The organism is Phenylobacterium sp. CCH9-H3 (genome assembly GCF_001557235.1).
Lineage (GTDB): Bacteria > Pseudomonadota > Alphaproteobacteria > Caulobacterales > Caulobacteraceae > Phenylobacterium.
Window position 1 is genome coordinate 44,161 of sequence record NZ_LSJI01000227.1, and the last position, 15,778, is coordinate 59,938.

Consider the following 15,778-nt stretch of genomic DNA (forward strand, 5'->3'; position numbering starts at 1 on the left):
ACCCACGCCTCGCGCGCCGCTCCCCCGCGGCTGGGTGGTGACCCTAGCCGGCTACAACCCAAACGGCCAAGTGTCGTCCTCGCCCGGGGCGGCCGGGGCTCCGGCGAGTGGCGTCACGGGCGTGGTTTCGTCGAACCAGACCCAGGCGTCGAACTGCTCGGCGAGGCGGCATTCGGCGTAGTGGCTCCACCGTTCGGTCTCCGGCCGGTAGATGACGCCGACGAAGCGTTCCAGGCGGGGATCGGACAGCACGCGGCGCACGCCGTTCGGGCCGGGGCGCAGGTCGAGCAGGAAGCGGTCCAGGCCGGCGTTGTGCGACTGGCGCTCCTGGCTCTCCGCCAGCGAGGGGCGGAGGGTCTTTACCTCCATCGGCGCATCCCAGTCCGAGGCGCAGGCCACCTTTCCCGCATGGGTCCCGAAGCCGATCAGGCGCGCCTCGTCGGCCCACTGTTCGCGGCAGAGCTGGCCCAGGTTGATCTCGTCGCGGACCATGCCCATCTCGGTCGCCCGCGCATCGCCGATGTGGGAATTGTGCGCCCAGACCACCGCGCGGGCGTGCCCGCCCCTGGCGTCCATCAGCGCCTTGAGCGTCTCGAACATGTGCGTGTCGCGCAGGTTCCAGGCCTCGGCGCCGCCATAGTACATGGCGCGGTAATAGGCTTCGGCGTCGCGGACCAGCCGGGCGCTCTGGACCGCATCCAGCAGACCCTCCTCGCCGTCGCCGCTGGGCCGTTCCCGGAGCTGGCGGGCCAGCATGTCGGCGAGCATGGAGGTCACCGCGCCCTCGCAGCTGGCGTAGCGGCCGGAGACCGCCATCCGCCCATAGGTCTGCGGCTCCTGGACCCAGGGATTGAGACACCCATAGCGCTCACGCGCGACATTGGCCGCCTCGGGGTCCGCCTGGTCGAGATAGTCGACCACCGCCCGCATCGAGCCCGCGAGGTTGTAGAGGTCCAGTCCGTAGACGCCCGCCTGGTCTGCGCGGGAGCGGGTCCGATTGTGCTGGGCCAACCAGCCCAGGAAGGCGTCGAACTCGCGGTTCCTCCACATCCAGGTCGGGAAGCGGGCGAAGGCTCCGGCGGCCGGGCGCGCGCGACCGCGGACCCGGGCGTCCAGCACCCGCGCATCCGGCCAGTCGGCCTCCAGGGCCACGATGTCGAAGCCGCGCTTCTCGACCAGCCAACGCGTGATCGCGGCCCGGGCGCGGTAGAATTCGGACGTGCCGTGGGTGGCCTCGCCCAGCAGCACCACGCGCGCGTCGCCGAACCGGTCGAACATCCGCCCGAAGGCGGGATCGTCGAAGTCGGGCAACGGTTCGGCGGCGGCGGCGATCTGGCTCGAGGGGCCGCGCGGATAGGTCCGCGGCGGCTCGACGTGCGAATGAATGTCCGGCATGGCGACTCCCCGGATACGCAACCCGGGGACCATCGCGCGGGTTCCCGGCGGAAGCCGGTCGGGAGGATGGCGAAACGGCGACCATCGGGTTGCGCCAGCCGAGACCCCTGGCAGGGGCCGCGTCGCGCCGCCAGGCGACTTGGCGAGATCGACCCCCTATCGCCCGCCTGGCAGCAGCCTGCTCGCTGGAGTGCTAACATTTTGGATTCATAGAACTTTCATCCAGAATCGGTTTTCCTGTCATACAGCGCGGCCGGGACGTCGCAGGCCGCGCGCCGTAAGAGCGCGAGGTCACGAATGAAACCGTCACCTGAGTTCCGGAAGCAGATGGAAGGCTACAGCCTGACCACGGCCGAGATCCTCTATCGGATGCCTGACCACCCCAGCCTGCTGCAGAGCTATCTCTGGCAGGACTACGACATCTTCCCGGAGTTCCCGACGCTCCGGAAGTTCCTGGATTTCTGGACCCGCACCCTCGACGGCCCGCTGTTCAAGGTGACCGTCGGCCATTGCAAGCTGATCAAGCCCGCCGAACTGAAGGCCATCGGCGCCGAGTTCCGGCTGCAATAGGCGGGCCTGGCCGGACCTACCGGTATTCGTAGTGGCAGCGCTTCTTCTTGGCGTTGCTCTTGGCGATCTGGTGGCCCGCGACGGCGCCCACGCCGGCGCCGACGAGGGTTCCCTCCGTCTTCGCGCCATTGCCGGCGACGACGTTGCCCAGCACGCCGCCGGTGACCGCGCCGATCACCGTGCCCTTGTTGGCCTTCTTCTTCACGTCCTTGCAGACGAGCACCCGCTTGGCCTCGGCAGGGGCGGGCGCGACGAGCGCGGTCCCGGCCGTGGCGAAGACGATCGCGGCGATCAGCCGATTGCGCATGACTTTCTCCTTTTGGGTTCGACACCCAGGCGCCCTTAAACCCGCCAAGGCGGCGCTGGGTTTCAGGCGCGCGTGTGGCATGGTGCCGCTTCAAGGCGGATTCGAGTGGGGGACCTCGTGCAGGGAAAGACGCTGGGCGGCGCCGGCGCGGGGCTGGTGGTCTTCGTCTGCTTCCTGATCGCCGCCGTCGAGGGCTACGACATCCAGGCCTTCGGCGTGGCGGCGCCGCGCATGATCCCGGAACTCGGCCTGAACCCCGCACAGCAGGGCTGGGCGGGAAGCGCGGCCATGATCGGCCTCGTCATCGGCGCCTTCGCCGGCGGCTGGCTGGCGGACCGCTACGGCCGCAAGCCCGTGCTGCTGGGCTCGGTGGCGGCCTTCGGACTGTTCTCGCTGCTCACCGCCGCGGCGCACAGCTACGAGGCCCTGCTCTGGGCGCGGCTCGCCACCGGCCTGGGCTTCGGCGGCGCCATGCCGAACCTGATCGCCGTGGCGGTGGAGATCAGCCGGCCCGAGCGGCGCGCCGCCACCGTCTCGGCGATGTTCTGCGGCATGCCCGCGGGCGGGGCGACCTCGGCGCTCATCGCGCGCCTGGCCGGCGACGGCCTGGAATGGCGGACGATCTTCGTCGCCGGCGGCGTCGTGCCGCTTCTCCTGCTGCCCGTGATCTTCCTGCTCCTGCCCGAGACCCGGCCGCCGCACGACCCTTCAGCGGACAGGAACCTCGGCCGCGCCCTGTTCGCCGAAAAGCGCGCCGCGCCCACCGTCCTGCTGTGGGCGGCGTTCATGATGACCCTGGTGGTGCTGTACCTGGCGCTCAACTGGCTGCCCACGCTGGTGGTGGACAAGGGCCACCCCCCGTCCGAGGGCTTCGCTGCGGCCATGGCCTTCAACGTCGCCGGCGCCCTGGGCTCCATCGGGGTCGGGGCGATCTGCGACAAGGCCGGCTGGCGCTGGCCGCTGGCCATCGTCTACGTCGCCCTCGCCGCCGCCATGGCGGGACTGGCGGCGTCCGACGCGCCCCTGGCGATCCTGGCGATTTCCGGCGCCGCGGGCTTCCTGGTGATGGGCGCGCAGTTCTCGCTCTATGCCGTCGCGCCCATGCTCTACCCCGCCCACCTGCGGGCGGCCGGGGCGGGCGCCGCCATCGCCGTGGGGCGCCTGGGGTCGATCGGCGGCCCGCTGATCGCCGGGGAACTGCGCAACGCCGGAGCCACGCCGGGCGAGGTGTTTCTGTCCATGGCGCCGGTCGCCGTGGCGGCCGCGGTGATCATCGTCGTCATGGGTCGCATCGCCAAGCCGCACCAGGCGTGAGAATGCGAATGACTCGCACGGATAGCTGATCTATAGGGCCTGCCTCATCGGCGAGGGGCCCATGCGGACTGCGACTTCCATCTCCATCCTTCTTGGCGCGGCCGTGGCCGCCGGACCGGCCGCGGCGGACGACGCGGCGCCGGGCCGGGAGGTCAGCGAGGTGGTCGTCACCGCAGCCCGCACCATCCTGCCGGCCAACGCCCTGCCGCTGACAGTGGACGTGATCGACCGCAACGCCCTGGACCAGCAGGTGGCCATCGGCGGCTCGGTGGTCGACGCCGTTGCCGCCCTGACGCCCTCGTTCTCGCCCACCCGCCAGAAGCTTTCGGGCGCCGGCGAGACGCTGCGCGGCCGCTCGCCGCTGTACGCCATCAACGGCATCCCCCAGTCGACGCCGCTGCGCGACGGCTCCCGCGACGGCTTCACCATCGACCCGTTCTTCGTCGACCGGGTGGAGGTGATCTTCGGCTCCAACGCCCTGCAGGGCATCGGCGGCACGGGCGGCATCGTCAACCAGGTCACCGTGGGCGCGCCGACGGTCGACGGCTTCAGCGGCCGCACCCTGTTGCAGACCACCGCCGACAACGGCTTCCACGGCGACGGCGCCGGCTACAAGGCCGCCGGCCTGGGCGCCTGGAAGGCCGGCGCCTTCGACGCCACCCTGGGCGCCGCCTACGAGACGCGGGGCGCCTATTACGACGGCCATGGCCGCCGCGTCGGCTTCGACGCCGCCCAGGGCGAGACCCAGGACAGCCAGAGCTGGTCGCTGTTCGGCCGCTTCGGCTATGCGGTCAGCGAAACCGCCCGGGTCGACCTGATCCTGTCGCGGTTCCAGATCGAGGGCGACGGCGACTATGTGAACTCGCCCGGCAACCGCACCACCGGCGTGCCGTCCATGGCCATCCGCGGCGTGCAGCCCGGGACGCCGGCCCGCGGGCGCACGGAAAGCGCGGCGATCTCCTACACCGACACCGCGCTCTGGGGCGGCAACCTGGTCACCCAGGCGTTCTGGAACCGCACCCGCGACCTGTTCGGCGGCGACAGCTCAGCGACCTTCCAGGACGTGAGGATCGCCCCGATCGGCACGCTGCTGGACCAGTCCGAGAACCGCTCGCGCAAGCTGGGGGCCAAGTTCAGCTACGAGCGCGCCGTCCCGGGCTTCGAGAACCTGACCGCCACCGTTGGCCTCGACCTCCTGAAGGACCGCACCGAACAGGCCCTGGTCCGCACGGGCCGCGTCTGGGTGCCGCCCACCGACTACCGCAGCGTCGCGCCCTTCGTGCAGGCCAACCTGGCGCTGTTCGACAAGCGGCTGCGCATCGCCGGCGGCCTGCGCAACGAGAACGTCCAGATCAAGGTGGACGACTTCACCACCCTGGCCTTCTACGGCTCGCGGTTCGTCTCCGGCGGCTCGCCGGAGTTCCACGACACCCTCTTCAACGGCGGCGTCATCGTCGAGCCCGTGCCCGGCATCCGCGGCTATGTGAGCTACGCCCAGGGCTACACCGTCCCCGACGTCGGGCGCATCACGCGCTCGATCAACGTCAGCGGCGTGGACATCGACGACTACCTCGACATCAGCCCGGTGGTCTCCAACAACCGCGAGGTCGGCCTGGAGCTCAAGCGCGGCTGGTTCGACGCCAGCGCCACCTACTTCTGGTCGACCAGCACCCGGGGCCAGCTGCTGGTCCTGGTCGGCACGGTGTTCGAAGTGCAGCGCCAACGGGTGGAAATCGAGGGGCTCGAGCTCAACGCCACCGTTCGCACGCCCGTGGAGGGCCTGACCTTCCAGGCGGGCTATGCCGACCTGAAGGGCCGGGCCGACTCCAACGGCGACGGGCGCGTCGACATCGACCTGGACGGGGCCAACATCTCGCCGGACCGGATCGTGGCGGCCATGAACTTCAACCGCGGCCCCTGGTCCACCCGGCTTCAGCTCGGCAAGTACCTGTCGCGCAGCTTCGACGGCGCCGATCCGCGCAACAGCTTCGAGGGCTACACCCTGGTCGACGGCTCGGTCCGCTACCAGTTCGAGCGGTGGGGCGGCCTGTCGCTCTCGGTGCAGAACCTGCTCGACGAGTACTACATCGACTACAACACCGACACGCAGCAGCCGACCAACAACGCCCGGTTCTTCTCGGGCCGCGGGCGGACCTTCACCCTCGGCTGGGACTACCGCTTCTGATGGGGCTGATCGACCTCATCCACCGCTGGACGGGCGGCCTGATCGGGCTGCTGCTGGCGGTGCTGGGGCTGTCGGGCGCGCTGCTGGCGCACAAGCCTCTGATGGTGATGCTGCCCCAGGTGGGCGAGGTCCAGGCGCAGGACACCGCCTCCCTGGCGGCGGCGGCCGAGCGGATCATGGCGGCGCCGGACCGGCCGCGCAGCATCGTCTTCGCCACCCGCGACTTCGGCCTCAACCAGCTCAGCTATCCCAAAGCCGGCTCGGGCGCCTACGCCACCCAGGCGGGCGACGTGGTGGCCCGCTGGGACAGCAAGTGGGACCGGCCGGAGATCTGGCTTTTCGACCTCCACCACCACCTGTTCAACGGCGACACCGGCGAGATGGTGGCCGGGGTCGCCGGGCTCTGCGGCCTGGGCTTCGTGATCACAGGGGCGATCCTGTGGTGGCGGATGCGGCGGGCCTTCGAGCTGCGCCTGTGGCCGCGCAAGTTCGAGCGGTTCCAGATCCTGCGCCACCACCGCGACATCGGGATCGTCATGGCGCCGGTGCTGGCCCTGTCGCTGATGACCGGGACCATCATGGTCTTTCGCCCCGTCGCCGACGCCATCCTGGGCCCAGGCGCCGCCGCCGCGGTAACCCAGGCGCTGAAGCCCCCGCCGCCGCGCAAGACCAAGCTGGCCGACGATCCGGACTGGACGGGGATGATCGAGACCGCGCGCCGGCTCTATCCCACCGCCGAGGTGCGCATCCTGTCGCTGCCGCGCGGCGAGACGGGGCTGATCAGCCTGCGCCTGCGCCAGCAGGAGGAGTGGCTGCCCAACGGCCGCACCACGCTCTACTTCGCCGCCGACACGGGCGAGCTGGTCCAGGCGCGCGACGCCCTGGCCCTGCCGCCCCAGGTCCAGGCCTACAACGCCCTCTACCCGCTGCACGCCGGCAAGGTCGGCGGCCTGCCCTACCGCCTGGTGATCACGCTCTCCGGCCTGACCCTGACGCTGCTGGGCAGCCTGACCGTCTGGACGTTCTGGTTCCGCCGCAAGCCCCAGCGCCGCCGCCGCGACCCGGTCCCCGCGACCTAGGCCCGCGAGGGGATCGCAAGGCCCCGCTGCACGGCCGGACGCGCCAGGCCCCGCTCCAGCCAGGCCGGAACGTTCCTCAGCGTGTCGAAGGCCACCAGCGGGCCCGCCTCATAGAAGCCGATCAGGTTCCGCACCCAGCCCAGCAGCGCCACGTCGGCAATGGTGTAATCGGCGCCCATGATCCAATCGCGGCCTTCGAGGCGACCGTCCAGCACCTCCAGCAGCCGCCGGCTCTCGGCCACGTAGCGCTGCAGCGGGCGCTTGTCCTCGTACTCCCGGCCCGCAAACTTATGGAAGAACCCCACCTGGCCGAACATCGGCCCCGGCCCGCCCATCTGCCAGTAGACCCACTGCAGCGTCTCGTAACGCGCCGCCGGATCGGCCGGGATCAGCTTGCCGGTCTTCTCGGCCAGGTACTGCAGGATCGCGCCCGACTCGAACAGCGCCAGGGGCTTTCCGCCCGGGCCGTCGGGATCGAGGATCGCGGGGATCTTGCCGTTAGGGTTCAGCGACAGGAACTCGGGCGTCTGCTGGTCGTCCGTCCCGAAGTCGACCAGGTGCGGCTCGTAAGCCAGCCCGACCTCCTCCAGCATGATCGACACCTTCACCCCGTTAGGCGTCGGCAGCGAATAGAGCTGCAGCCGCTCGGGATGCCGCGCCGGCCAGCGCCGGGTGATCGGGAAGTCGGACAGGTCCGGCATGGGCAGGCGGGCTCCGAAAGCGAAGCTCACCAGATGGCGATCAAAGCCAGCGTAGCAATGGCGGGGGAACGCTGCTGGCGGAGAGGGTGGGATTCGAACCCACGATGCCCGTGAAGGCACGCCGCATTTCGAGTGCGGTACATTCAACCACTCTGCCACCTCTCCAGAGCCAGCGACGGGGGCCTTCGAAAAGGCTCCCGTTGAGCGAGCGCGCGTTCTACTCATCCCGCCGCAGTCACGCAACTGCGATCTGACGCCGCGTCCTCACCGGGGGTAGAGCACCATCTGGGTGCAGCGGAACACGGCGATGGTCTTGCCGGTGGCCTCATTCACCGCCTCGGCGTCCCACACCTGGGTCATGCGGCCGCCGTGCAGCAGGCGCGCCTCGCAGGCGACGGTTTCGCCCTCCTTGGCGGTGCCCAGGTAGTTGGTCTTGATCTCGATGGTGGTGAAGCCGCTCGCCCCCTCCGGCAGGGAGGCGACGCAGCCGTAGCCGCAGGCGCTATCCACCAGAGCGACCACCGAGGCGGCGTGCATGAAGCCGTTGGGCGCCATGTGCTTGCGCTGGACGACGAAGCGGCCGCGGGCCCGGCCGTTGGCCACCTCGTCCCATTCGATGCCCAGTTCGCCGGGCAGGGTGCCCTTCTGCCGCTCGGCGAACAGCGCCGCCTGGTTGCCTTCCAGCATGAAGCCTCTCCTCTCAAGGTCAGGCTTCAAGTGGGAAGCTGACGCCGCGACAGCCAAGTCCGAAGACTGAACCGCGCCGCGCCGTCCGTCAGGCGCCGAAGATCCAGCCGGCCGTGAGGCTGCTCATCTGCACGCCCACCAGGGTCATCTGGCCGCCGCCGGTCATGCTGATGATGGTGTCGGCGCCCACCTGGCTGACGGTGTACTGGGTGCCCGGATCCAGCTGGACCCGATCGCCCTCGGCCAGGCTGAAGTCGGTCACCCGGTCGACGCCCGCATCGCCGAAGGTGTGGAAGATGTCGGCCCCGCCGCCGCCGGTGACGGTGTCCGAGCCCTTGTCGCCCGAGACGTAGTCGTTCCCGGCCCCGCCGTTGATGATGTCGTTGTCCTGGCCGCCGCGGACGATGTCGTTGCCATCGCCGCCCTCGCAGGTGTCATTACCCAGGTTGCCGTAGACGAGGTTCTGACCCGCGCCGCCGGCCAGGCTGTCGTTGTCGCGGCCGCCGACCACCCAGTCGTCGCCCCCGCCGCTGACGCAGGTGTCGTTGCCCATGTTGCCGTTGATGTCGTCGAAGCCCGTCCCGCCGACGATGCTGTCGTTGCCCTCGTCGCCGCGCAGGTAGTTGGTCCCTTCGCCGCCGCGGATGACGTCGTCGCCCGCATAGCCGCGCATGGTGTCGGCGGAGGCCGAGCCGGTGATGGTGTCCGCGCCGCCCAGGATCGTACTGCGCGCCGCCTCGTTGTCGTTGGTCTCCACCCAGCCGACGAAGGTGGTCACCGGCACTGAGAAGCCGGAGACCTCGAACACCACTTGGCCCTTGAAGCTCTCCTTCCAGCCCGTGACCGTCCCCCCCGAAAGCTCGCCGGAGCTGTAGGTGAACTGGCCCTGGAACTCCTCCAGCCAGTCGCCGTCCTGGAGGGTGAAGGCCGTCGCACCGGTGACGGTTGGAATGCCTTCCAGGAGGTCATCGATCTTGAGGGTGTCGACGCTGATGCCGGCGGCGCCGGCGATGAGGAGAGCCATGGATGTGATCTCGCGAAACAGAACTTTCGCGACGCTAGCCGGCGCCCACGACCCCCGGCCTCCCCAATCTTGGGGAGATGGCCCGCTATTTTTTCCCTATAGTTAACCGATGTTTACGCGTCGGGGCCCGGCAGGCCCGGCCGGAGCTGGAGCAGGGATCCGAGCTGCGACTGCCGTGTGCGACCCGTCTTGGCGAAGACGGATTTGACGTGGGTCCGGACGGTGCTTTCGGCGATCCCCATGTCGGCGGCGCAGTCGCTGACCGTCGCGCCCTCGATCAAGCGAAGCGCCACATGCGCCTCCTTGGCGCTGAGCCCCCAGCCGTCCCGAAGCTGCCGCTCGCGCTGGTCCTCGGCCTGGGACAGGGCGGTCTGCATCGATTGGACCAGGGCCTGCAGCGCCGGGTTTCCACTCGCCAGCGCCGCCTTCAGGCGCGGCAGAATGCTGGGGTAAAGGCGGCCGTAAGCCTCGGCTTGCTGCAACAGGCGGTGGTCCAAGGGCTCATCATCGCTCATGGTTTTGCCCAGTCGAGTGCGAGTCGGTGCGTCGGATGAGTCTAGCGGGAAGCGTGGTCGGGACCAGGGCGAGTCGCCCCGAGGTCGTCCAGATGGACCAGCCGGCGCCGCCCTGGGCCGCCCTCATGCGGCGGCTGGCCAACCGGACGATGCAGCGGATCGTCACCTCAGCCATGCGGGGCGCCCTGCGCGCCGAAGCAGACGGCCCGCAGGCGCTCGCCCGCTACGTCGCCGGGCAGCGCCGCATCCACATGCGCTTCGACGCCCCGGTTCTCGCCCGGGTCGACGCCGAGGCGGTGCGGCAGGCCGGACCCGGCGCCGGCCTCTCCGCCCCGCCCTCCCCCTCCGAGTGGTTCGCACCGCGCGCGGCGGAGCCCCGGGGGTTCGTCTTCTACGTCCACGGCGGCTCGTTCATCGCCGAGCGCTCGCCCCGGATCACCCACCTGGTGGCGCGGTTCGCCGCGGCGGCCGAGGCGCGGGTGTTCGCGCCCAGCTACCGCCTGGCGCCGGAGCATCCCTGTCCCGCCGCGGTGGACGACATCGTCGCGGCCTGGCGGTGGTTCCAGGAGACCTGGCCCGAAGAGCCGGTGGTGGCTCTGGCCGAGTCCGCGGGCGCGGCGATCCTCCTGTCCGCCCTGCAGCAGGCCGGGGCGCAGGGCCTGCCGCTGCCCTCCGGCGTGGTGCTGCTGTCGCCCTGGGCGGACCTGTCGCTGCAGAGCTGGTCGGTCACCGCCGCCTCCCTGCTCGGCACGACGCCCTACACGATGGAGAGCCTGGCGCTGGTGGCGCGGTTCTATCTCGACGGCAGGTCGGCCACCGATCCCGTCGCCTCGCCCCTGTTCGGCGCCTTCGACGGCTTCCCGCCGACCCTGATCCACGCCAGCCGGGGCGACATCCTCTACGACGACGCCGTGCGGCTGGCCGATGCGATCCGCGCCGTGGGCGGCGACCTGACCGTCCGCCTCTGGGCCGACGAGACGCACGTGTGGGAGCGCCTGGGCACCCCCAAGGCCCGCCAGTCCATCGAGCTCGCCGCCGACTTCATCCGACGACGCCTGGACATGGGCGTCCCGCACCGGGGCTGACCTTACGTATGATTGCTGCGCCGGGGGCCAACGGCTAAGCCCGTACCGGTTCTTCAGCGCCCCATTCCTCGGCGTCTTCCGGGAGTTTGCATGAGCATCAAAGGCAAGGCCTACCTGATGGGGGCCTACGAGCACCCCACGCGCGACGCGCCCGACAAGACCACGGCCCAGCTCCATGCCGAGAGCGCGCGCGGCGCCCTGGCCGACGCGGGTCTCGGATTCGACGACGTGGACGGCTACTTCTGCGCGGGCGATGCGCCCGGGTTCGGGGCCATGTCCATGATCGACTACATGGGCCTGAAGAACGTCCGCCACATGGACACCACCGAGACCGGGGGTTCTTCCTACATCCTGCACGTGGCCCACGCCGCCCAGGCGATCGCCGCGGGCAAGTGCCAGGTGGCCCTGATCACCCTGGCCGGCCGGCCCCGCAACGGCGGCAACCGCCCGGGCGCCAGCATGGCCGGCGGGCCGCGGGGGCCCGGCCTCAGCGACGGCGCGCCGGAAGCCGGCTTCGAGAGCATCTACGGCGGCTCCACCCACAACACCTACGGCATGTGCGCCATGCGCCACATGTACGAGTACGGCACCACCTCCGAGCAGCTCGCCTGGATCAAGGTGGCCGCCAGCCACCATGCCCAGTGGAACGAGCACGCCTTCCTCAAGAACGTGGTGACGGTGGAGGAGGTGGTGTCCAGCCGCATGATCTCCGACCCGCTGCACCTTCTGGACTGCTGCGTGGTCACCGACGGCGGCGGCGCCCTGGTCGTCGTCTCGCCCGAGATCGCCCGCAGCCTGAACCGGCCCAAGGTGCGCGTCCTGGGCGCCGGCGAGGCGCCCAAGGTGCAGCAGGGCGGCAAGCTGGACCTGACCTATTCCGGCGCCGTCTGGTCCGGCCCCCGCGCCTTCGAGGAGGCGGGCGTCACGCCGGCCGACATCAAATACGCCTCGATCTACGACAGCTTCACTATCACCGTTCTGATGCAGCTCGAGGACCTCGGCTTCTGCAAGAAGGGCGAGGGCGGCAAGTTCGTCGCCGACGGCAACCTGATCTCGGGCGTCGGCAAGCTGCCGTTCAACACCGACGGCGGCGGCCTGTGCAACAACCACCCCACCAACCGCGGCGGCATCACCAAGGTGATCGAGGCGGTGCGCCAACTCCGCGGCGAGGCGCATCCCAAGGTCCAGGTGCCGAACTGCGACCTGGCCATCGCCCACGGCACGGGCGGCTCGCTGGGCGTCCGCCACGGCGCCGCGACGCTGATCATGGAACGGGAGGGCTGAAGATGTCCGAATTGATGACCCGGCCGGTGCCGGCCCCCGCCGTCACCCTCGAAAGCAAGCCGTTCTTCGACGCGGCCGAACAGGGCAAGTTCCTGATCAAGCGCTGCACGGCCTGCAAGGAGGCCCACTGGTATCCGCGCACCGTCTGCCCCTTCTGCCACTCGGACCAGACGGTCTGGGAGGAGAGCGAGGGCAAGGGCGTGGTCTACAGCTTCTCCATCATGCGCAAGTCGCCCACCGGCCCCTACGCCCTGGCCTACGTCACCCTCGCCGAGGGCCCGAACGTGCTCACCAACGTGGTCGATGTGGCGCCCGAGGACCTGAAGATCGGCATGCCCGTGAAGGTGAAGCTCCAGCCCACCGAAGGCGGCCCGCCCGTCCCGGTGTTCGTGCCGGCCTGACCAAACCCGCGTGAACAGTTGCTCCCCCTCTGGGGGAGCTGTCGGCGAAAGCCGACTGAGGGGGCTTCCGCTCAAAACGATCGATCTGAGCGGAAGCCCCCTCCGACGCTACGCGCCACCTCCCCCAAGAGGGGAGGAACTAGGCGCCCTCCGCCGCCAGCTTCGCAATCAGTGGCCCCGCCTCGCGCGGATGCGTCAGCCGATACTTCACCAGATGCGCCAGCGCGGGATCGGCGATCTCGGCATCGATGCGCTTGCGGCGGCCGTCGTAGGTGTCCCACGCCCAGCGGATGGGATGCTCCTTGTCCAGCCAGTCCGCGAAGGTCTCGGTATTGCCGGTGCCGGGCCACAGCTCCCGCCCCGTCCACGCCCTATGGAACGAACGCCGGAACACCCGCGCCATGACCACCCACTTCGGATAGTCCAGCCACACCGCGTGCGTCGCCCGGGCCAGGATGATCGGCCGCACCTTGGAATAGTTGCCGCAGCTCACCCACGCGTCCTCGGCGGCCGCCGCCGCCACCCGGCGCTGGAATTCCTCGGGATCGCCCCGGTGCAGGTCCTTCCACCCCGGCTGCCAGTTGATGGCGTCCAGGTCGATGTGCGGCGCGCCGATGGCCCGGGCCAGCCTGGCGGCGAAGGTGGTCTTCCCCGACCCGGAGGTCCCGCTGACCGTGACGCGCATGGCTGAAGGTCCCTGATCGTCGCTGCGGCCCGCCGTCGCGGGCGGCCCGCAAGCTGGTGTTCGCCGCGCCGCCGGGCTAGCAGACCGCCCGATGATCCGCCTCGACAATATCTCCAAGCAGAACGGCCACCAGATCCTGTTCATCGAAGCCTCGATGAGCATCCAGAAGGGGGAAAAGGTCGGGCTCGTCGGCCCGAACGGCGCCGGCAAGACCACGCTGTTCCGCATGATCACCGGCCAGGAGCAGCCCGACGACGGCCTGGTCGCCATCGATCCCGGCATGACCATCGGCTACTTCAGCCAGGACGTCGGCGAGATGTCGGGCCAGAGCGCGGTCGCCGCGGTGATGGATGGCGTGGGCCCTGTCAGCGCCCTGGCCGCCGAGATGGCGACGCTCGAAGCGGCCATGGTCGATCCGGACCAGGCCGATCGGCTGGACGCCCTCATGGAACGCTATGGCGAGGTTCTGGAGCGTTTCCAGGAGCTGGACGGCTATGCCCTGGAAGCCCGCGCCCGCGAGGTGCTGGCGGGCCTCAGCTTCAGCCAGGAGCGGATGGACGGCGATGTCGGCCTCTTGTCCGGCGGCTGGAAGATGCGCGTGGCCCTGGCCCGCATCCTGCTGCAGCGGCCCGACGGCATGCTGCTGGACGAACCCAGCAACCACCTCGACCTGGAAAGCCTGATCTGGCTCGAGGCGTTCCTCAAGAACTACCCCGGCGCCCTGCTGATGACCTCGCACGACCGCGCCTTCATGAACCGCATCATCGGCAAGGTGGTGGAGATCGACGGCGGCGACCTCATCACCTATTCCGGCGACCTGGATTTCTACGACCAGCAGCGCGCGCTCAGCGAACAGCAGCGCCAGGCGCAGTACGAGCGCCAGCAGGCGATGCTGGCCAAGGAAATCAAGTTCATCGAGAAGTTCAAGGCGCGCGCCAGCCACGCCGCCCAGGTGCAGAGTCGCGTCAAGAAACTCGACAAGATCGAGCGCGTCGAGGCGCCCCGCCGCCGCCAGTCGGTCCAGTTCGAGTTCCGCAGCCCGCCGCGGTCGGGCGACGACGTGATCAGCCTGAAGGGCGTCCACAAGGGCTATGGCGCCCAGCCGATCTACGAAGGCCTGGACTTCCTGGTGCGCCGCAAGGAGCGCTGGTGCGTCCTGGGCGCCAACGGCGCCGGCAAGTCGACGCTGCTGAAGCTGGTGGCCGGCGCCACCGCGCCGGACCGGGGCGTGGTCAACATCGGGGCCAGCGTGCGGATGGGCTACTTCGCCCAGCACTCCATGGACCTGCTGGACGGCGAGGAGACGATCTTCGAGTCCCTCGACAGCTCATTCCCCCAGGCGGGCCAGGGCGCGCTGCGCACCCTGGCGGGATGCTTCGGCTTCTCGGGCGACGACGTGGAAAAGCCCTGCCGCGTCCTCTCGGGCGGCGAGAAGGCCCGTCTGGTCATGGCCAAGATGCTGTTCGACCCGCCGAACCTCTTGGTCCTCGACGAGCCGACCAACCACCTCGACATGGTGACCAAGCAGATGCTGGTCGCCGCACTGGCGGACTTCGAGGGCACCATGCTGTTCGTCAGCCACGACCGCCACTTCCTGGCCGCCCTCTCGAACCGCGTCCTGGAACTCACCCCCGAAGGCGTCCACCAGTACGGCGGCGGCTACTCCGAATACGTCGCCCGCACCGGCCAGGAAGCCCCGGGCCTGCACCCGGGCGGGTAGGCGGGCCGGCGCAACCGGGTCAGGGGCAGCCCGCCCGAAAGCCCCTTCAGAACCCGACGGACCTCCCCCGACAGGCGGTTCAGGTCCCAGGCGGTTCACGTCCGCATTGGGGCCCGCAGCCAAAGCCGGCCTTCGACCCTTAGGGGACTCTTTAGGGGCCGCAGCGCAGGGTCCGTGTTGTCATGACCGGCTCGGACAAAACGTTAGCACGCAAGGCAAGGCAGCGCTTTGACAGGTGGCTTGAGCGCATCCTCGCATCGTACATCAGTGATGAAAGCAAAGCTGATCGAACCCGCGTGGAGGCCTCGATAGAGCTCGGCGATCTAGCCAGCTTCGAACCCGAGACCTTCTGGTGGTTCATCGAGTACGTGGAAGCCTCTTCCGTTCCCGTTGAGAAGTTAGAGGGCTTGGGCTTCGACCTTTTCACACTCCTCCGAAACTACCCGGACCGCTACGACAAGCGCATCGCTGGTCTCGTGCGCCGGGACGAGCGATTTCGCGTCCTCATGGGTGAAATCGACCCTGACCGGGTAGCGCCTGATGTTTGGCGCCAGATCGAGGCCGCGTTGGCTGGCGAGTAGAAGGGTCCGGAAACCACCCGTCGCAGACGTTCTGAAGGTCCGTTCCCCGCGATCCGCTATCGCTGATCGATGCTGCGCGGGTTGATTCCCCGCCGCGCGCTCACCCCAGCTCACGTCAAACCCGGACGCACCCCTCCCGACAAACCTTGCCTTCCGCGCCGCTCTATGTTCCCTTTTCGTTCATGTCCATCCCGCCCGACATGGCCGAACGGCATGCGCGCGTCCTGGCTCGGCTGACCGAGATG

At 69.6% G+C, this 15,778-nt stretch carries 16 protein-coding genes and 1 tRNA gene; 9 read left to right on the forward strand and 8 right to left on the reverse strand.

Annotated features, from left to right (window positions below; genetic code table 11):
• Positions 1-51 precede the first annotated feature (51 nt).
• Positions 52-1,395 carry an erythromycin esterase family protein gene (locus tag AX721_RS20080; protein WP_068877753.1) on the reverse strand — a complete coding sequence of 448 codons (1,344 nt, stop codon included), beginning with the start codon at positions 1,393-1,395 and terminating at the stop codon, positions 52-54.
• A 297-nt stretch (positions 1,396-1,692) separates the two neighbouring features.
• Between AX721_RS20080 and AX721_RS20085 the strand changes: the two genes are divergently transcribed.
• Positions 1,693-1,965 (forward strand): usg protein, encoded by a 273-nt coding sequence (locus tag AX721_RS20085; protein WP_068877754.1) that lies wholly within the window; start codon positions 1,693-1,695, stop codon positions 1,963-1,965.
• Between the two features lie 16 nt (positions 1,966-1,981).
• Here the strand turns inward: AX721_RS20085 and AX721_RS20090 are convergent, their stop codons facing one another.
• Entirely contained in the window at positions 1,982-2,272 is a 291-nt protein-coding gene (locus AX721_RS20090; RefSeq protein WP_068877755.1) for a glycine zipper 2TM domain-containing protein, read from the reverse strand.
• Positions 2,273-2,377: 105 nt separating this feature from the next.
• On the opposite strand from AX721_RS20090, the gene AX721_RS20095 reads away from it, so the two are divergent.
• From AX721_RS20095 to AX721_RS20105, 3 genes are all read left to right on the forward strand, one after another.
• Complete coding sequence (locus tag AX721_RS20095) at positions 2,378-3,586, forward strand: MFS transporter (protein WP_197422657.1); 1,209 nt, start codon at positions 2,378-2,380, stop codon at positions 3,584-3,586.
• 61 nt (positions 3,587-3,647) lie between these two features.
• Complete coding sequence (locus AX721_RS20100; protein ID WP_068877756.1) at positions 3,648-5,771, forward strand: TonB-dependent receptor; 2,124 nt, start codon at positions 3,648-3,650, stop codon at positions 5,769-5,771.
• Positions 5,771-6,850 carry a PepSY domain-containing protein gene (locus AX721_RS20105; protein WP_068877757.1) on the forward strand — a complete coding sequence of 360 codons (1,080 nt, stop codon included), beginning with the start codon at positions 5,771-5,773 and terminating at the stop codon, positions 6,848-6,850. Before AX721_RS20100 ends, AX721_RS20105 begins: the two co-directional genes overlap by 1 nt.
• Here the strand turns inward: AX721_RS20105 and AX721_RS20110 are convergent.
• The 5 genes from AX721_RS20110 to AX721_RS20130 all read right to left on the reverse strand — a co-directional run bounded on the left by AX721_RS20110 (position 6,847) and on the right by AX721_RS20130 (position 9,777).
• The gene (locus tag AX721_RS20110; RefSeq protein ID WP_156467287.1) at positions 6,847-7,581 is read right to left on the reverse strand and encodes a glutathione S-transferase N-terminal domain-containing protein; all 735 of its coding nucleotides are present in this window, start codon (positions 7,579-7,581) and stop codon (positions 6,847-6,849) included. The genes AX721_RS20105 and AX721_RS20110 overlap by 4 nt on opposite strands.
• 45 nt (positions 7,582-7,626) lie before the next feature.
• Positions 7,627-7,716, reverse strand: a tRNA-Ser gene (locus tag AX721_RS20115).
• Between the two features lie 99 nt (positions 7,717-7,815).
• Positions 7,816-8,238, reverse strand: a complete 423-nt coding sequence (locus AX721_RS20120) for a PaaI family thioesterase (protein ID WP_068877759.1) — start codon at positions 8,236-8,238, stop codon at positions 7,816-7,818.
• An 88-nt stretch (positions 8,239-8,326) separates the two neighbouring features.
• Positions 8,327-9,262, reverse strand: a complete 936-nt coding sequence (locus tag AX721_RS20125) for a calcium-binding protein (RefSeq protein ID WP_068877760.1) — start codon at positions 9,260-9,262, stop codon at positions 8,327-8,329.
• 113 nt (positions 9,263-9,375) lie between these two features.
• Positions 9,376-9,777 carry a helix-turn-helix transcriptional regulator gene (locus tag AX721_RS20130; RefSeq protein WP_068877761.1) on the reverse strand — a complete coding sequence of 134 codons (402 nt, stop codon included), beginning with the start codon at positions 9,775-9,777 and terminating at the stop codon, positions 9,376-9,378.
• Positions 9,778-9,869: 92 nt separating this feature from the next.
• Between AX721_RS20130 and AX721_RS20135 the strand changes: the two genes are divergently transcribed.
• From AX721_RS20135 to AX721_RS20145, 3 genes are all read left to right on the forward strand, one after another.
• Complete coding sequence (locus tag AX721_RS20135) at positions 9,870-10,862, forward strand: alpha/beta hydrolase fold domain-containing protein (RefSeq protein ID WP_068877762.1); 993 nt, start codon at positions 9,870-9,872, stop codon at positions 10,860-10,862.
• Between the two features lie 90 nt (positions 10,863-10,952).
• Complete coding sequence (locus AX721_RS20140; RefSeq protein ID WP_068877763.1) at positions 10,953-12,146, forward strand: thiolase domain-containing protein; 1,194 nt, start codon at positions 10,953-10,955, stop codon at positions 12,144-12,146.
• A 2-nt stretch (positions 12,147-12,148) separates the two neighbouring features.
• The gene (locus AX721_RS20145) at positions 12,149-12,547 is read left to right on the forward strand and encodes a Zn-ribbon domain-containing OB-fold protein (protein WP_068877764.1); all 399 of its coding nucleotides are present in this window, start codon (positions 12,149-12,151) and stop codon (positions 12,545-12,547) included.
• A gap of 139 nt (positions 12,548-12,686) precedes the next feature.
• Here AX721_RS20145 and AX721_RS27530 read toward each other — a convergent pair whose 3' ends face one another.
• A complete protein-coding gene (locus AX721_RS27530) occupies positions 12,687-13,232 on the reverse strand; it encodes a hypothetical protein (protein ID WP_068877765.1) in 546 nt (181 codons plus the stop codon).
• Between the two features lie 91 nt (positions 13,233-13,323).
• Here AX721_RS27530 and AX721_RS20155 point away from each other — a divergent pair, with 91 nt between their 5' ends.
• Both AX721_RS20155 and AX721_RS20160 read left to right on the forward strand, forming a co-directional pair.
• Entirely contained in the window at positions 13,324-14,952 is a 1,629-nt protein-coding gene (locus AX721_RS20155) for an ABC-F family ATP-binding cassette domain-containing protein (protein ID WP_068877766.1), read from the forward strand.
• Positions 14,953-15,134: 182 nt separating this feature from the next.
• A complete protein-coding gene (locus AX721_RS20160) occupies positions 15,135-15,533 on the forward strand; it encodes a hypothetical protein (protein ID WP_156467288.1) in 399 nt (132 codons plus the stop codon).
• The last annotated feature ends 245 nt before the right edge of the window (positions 15,534-15,778 follow it).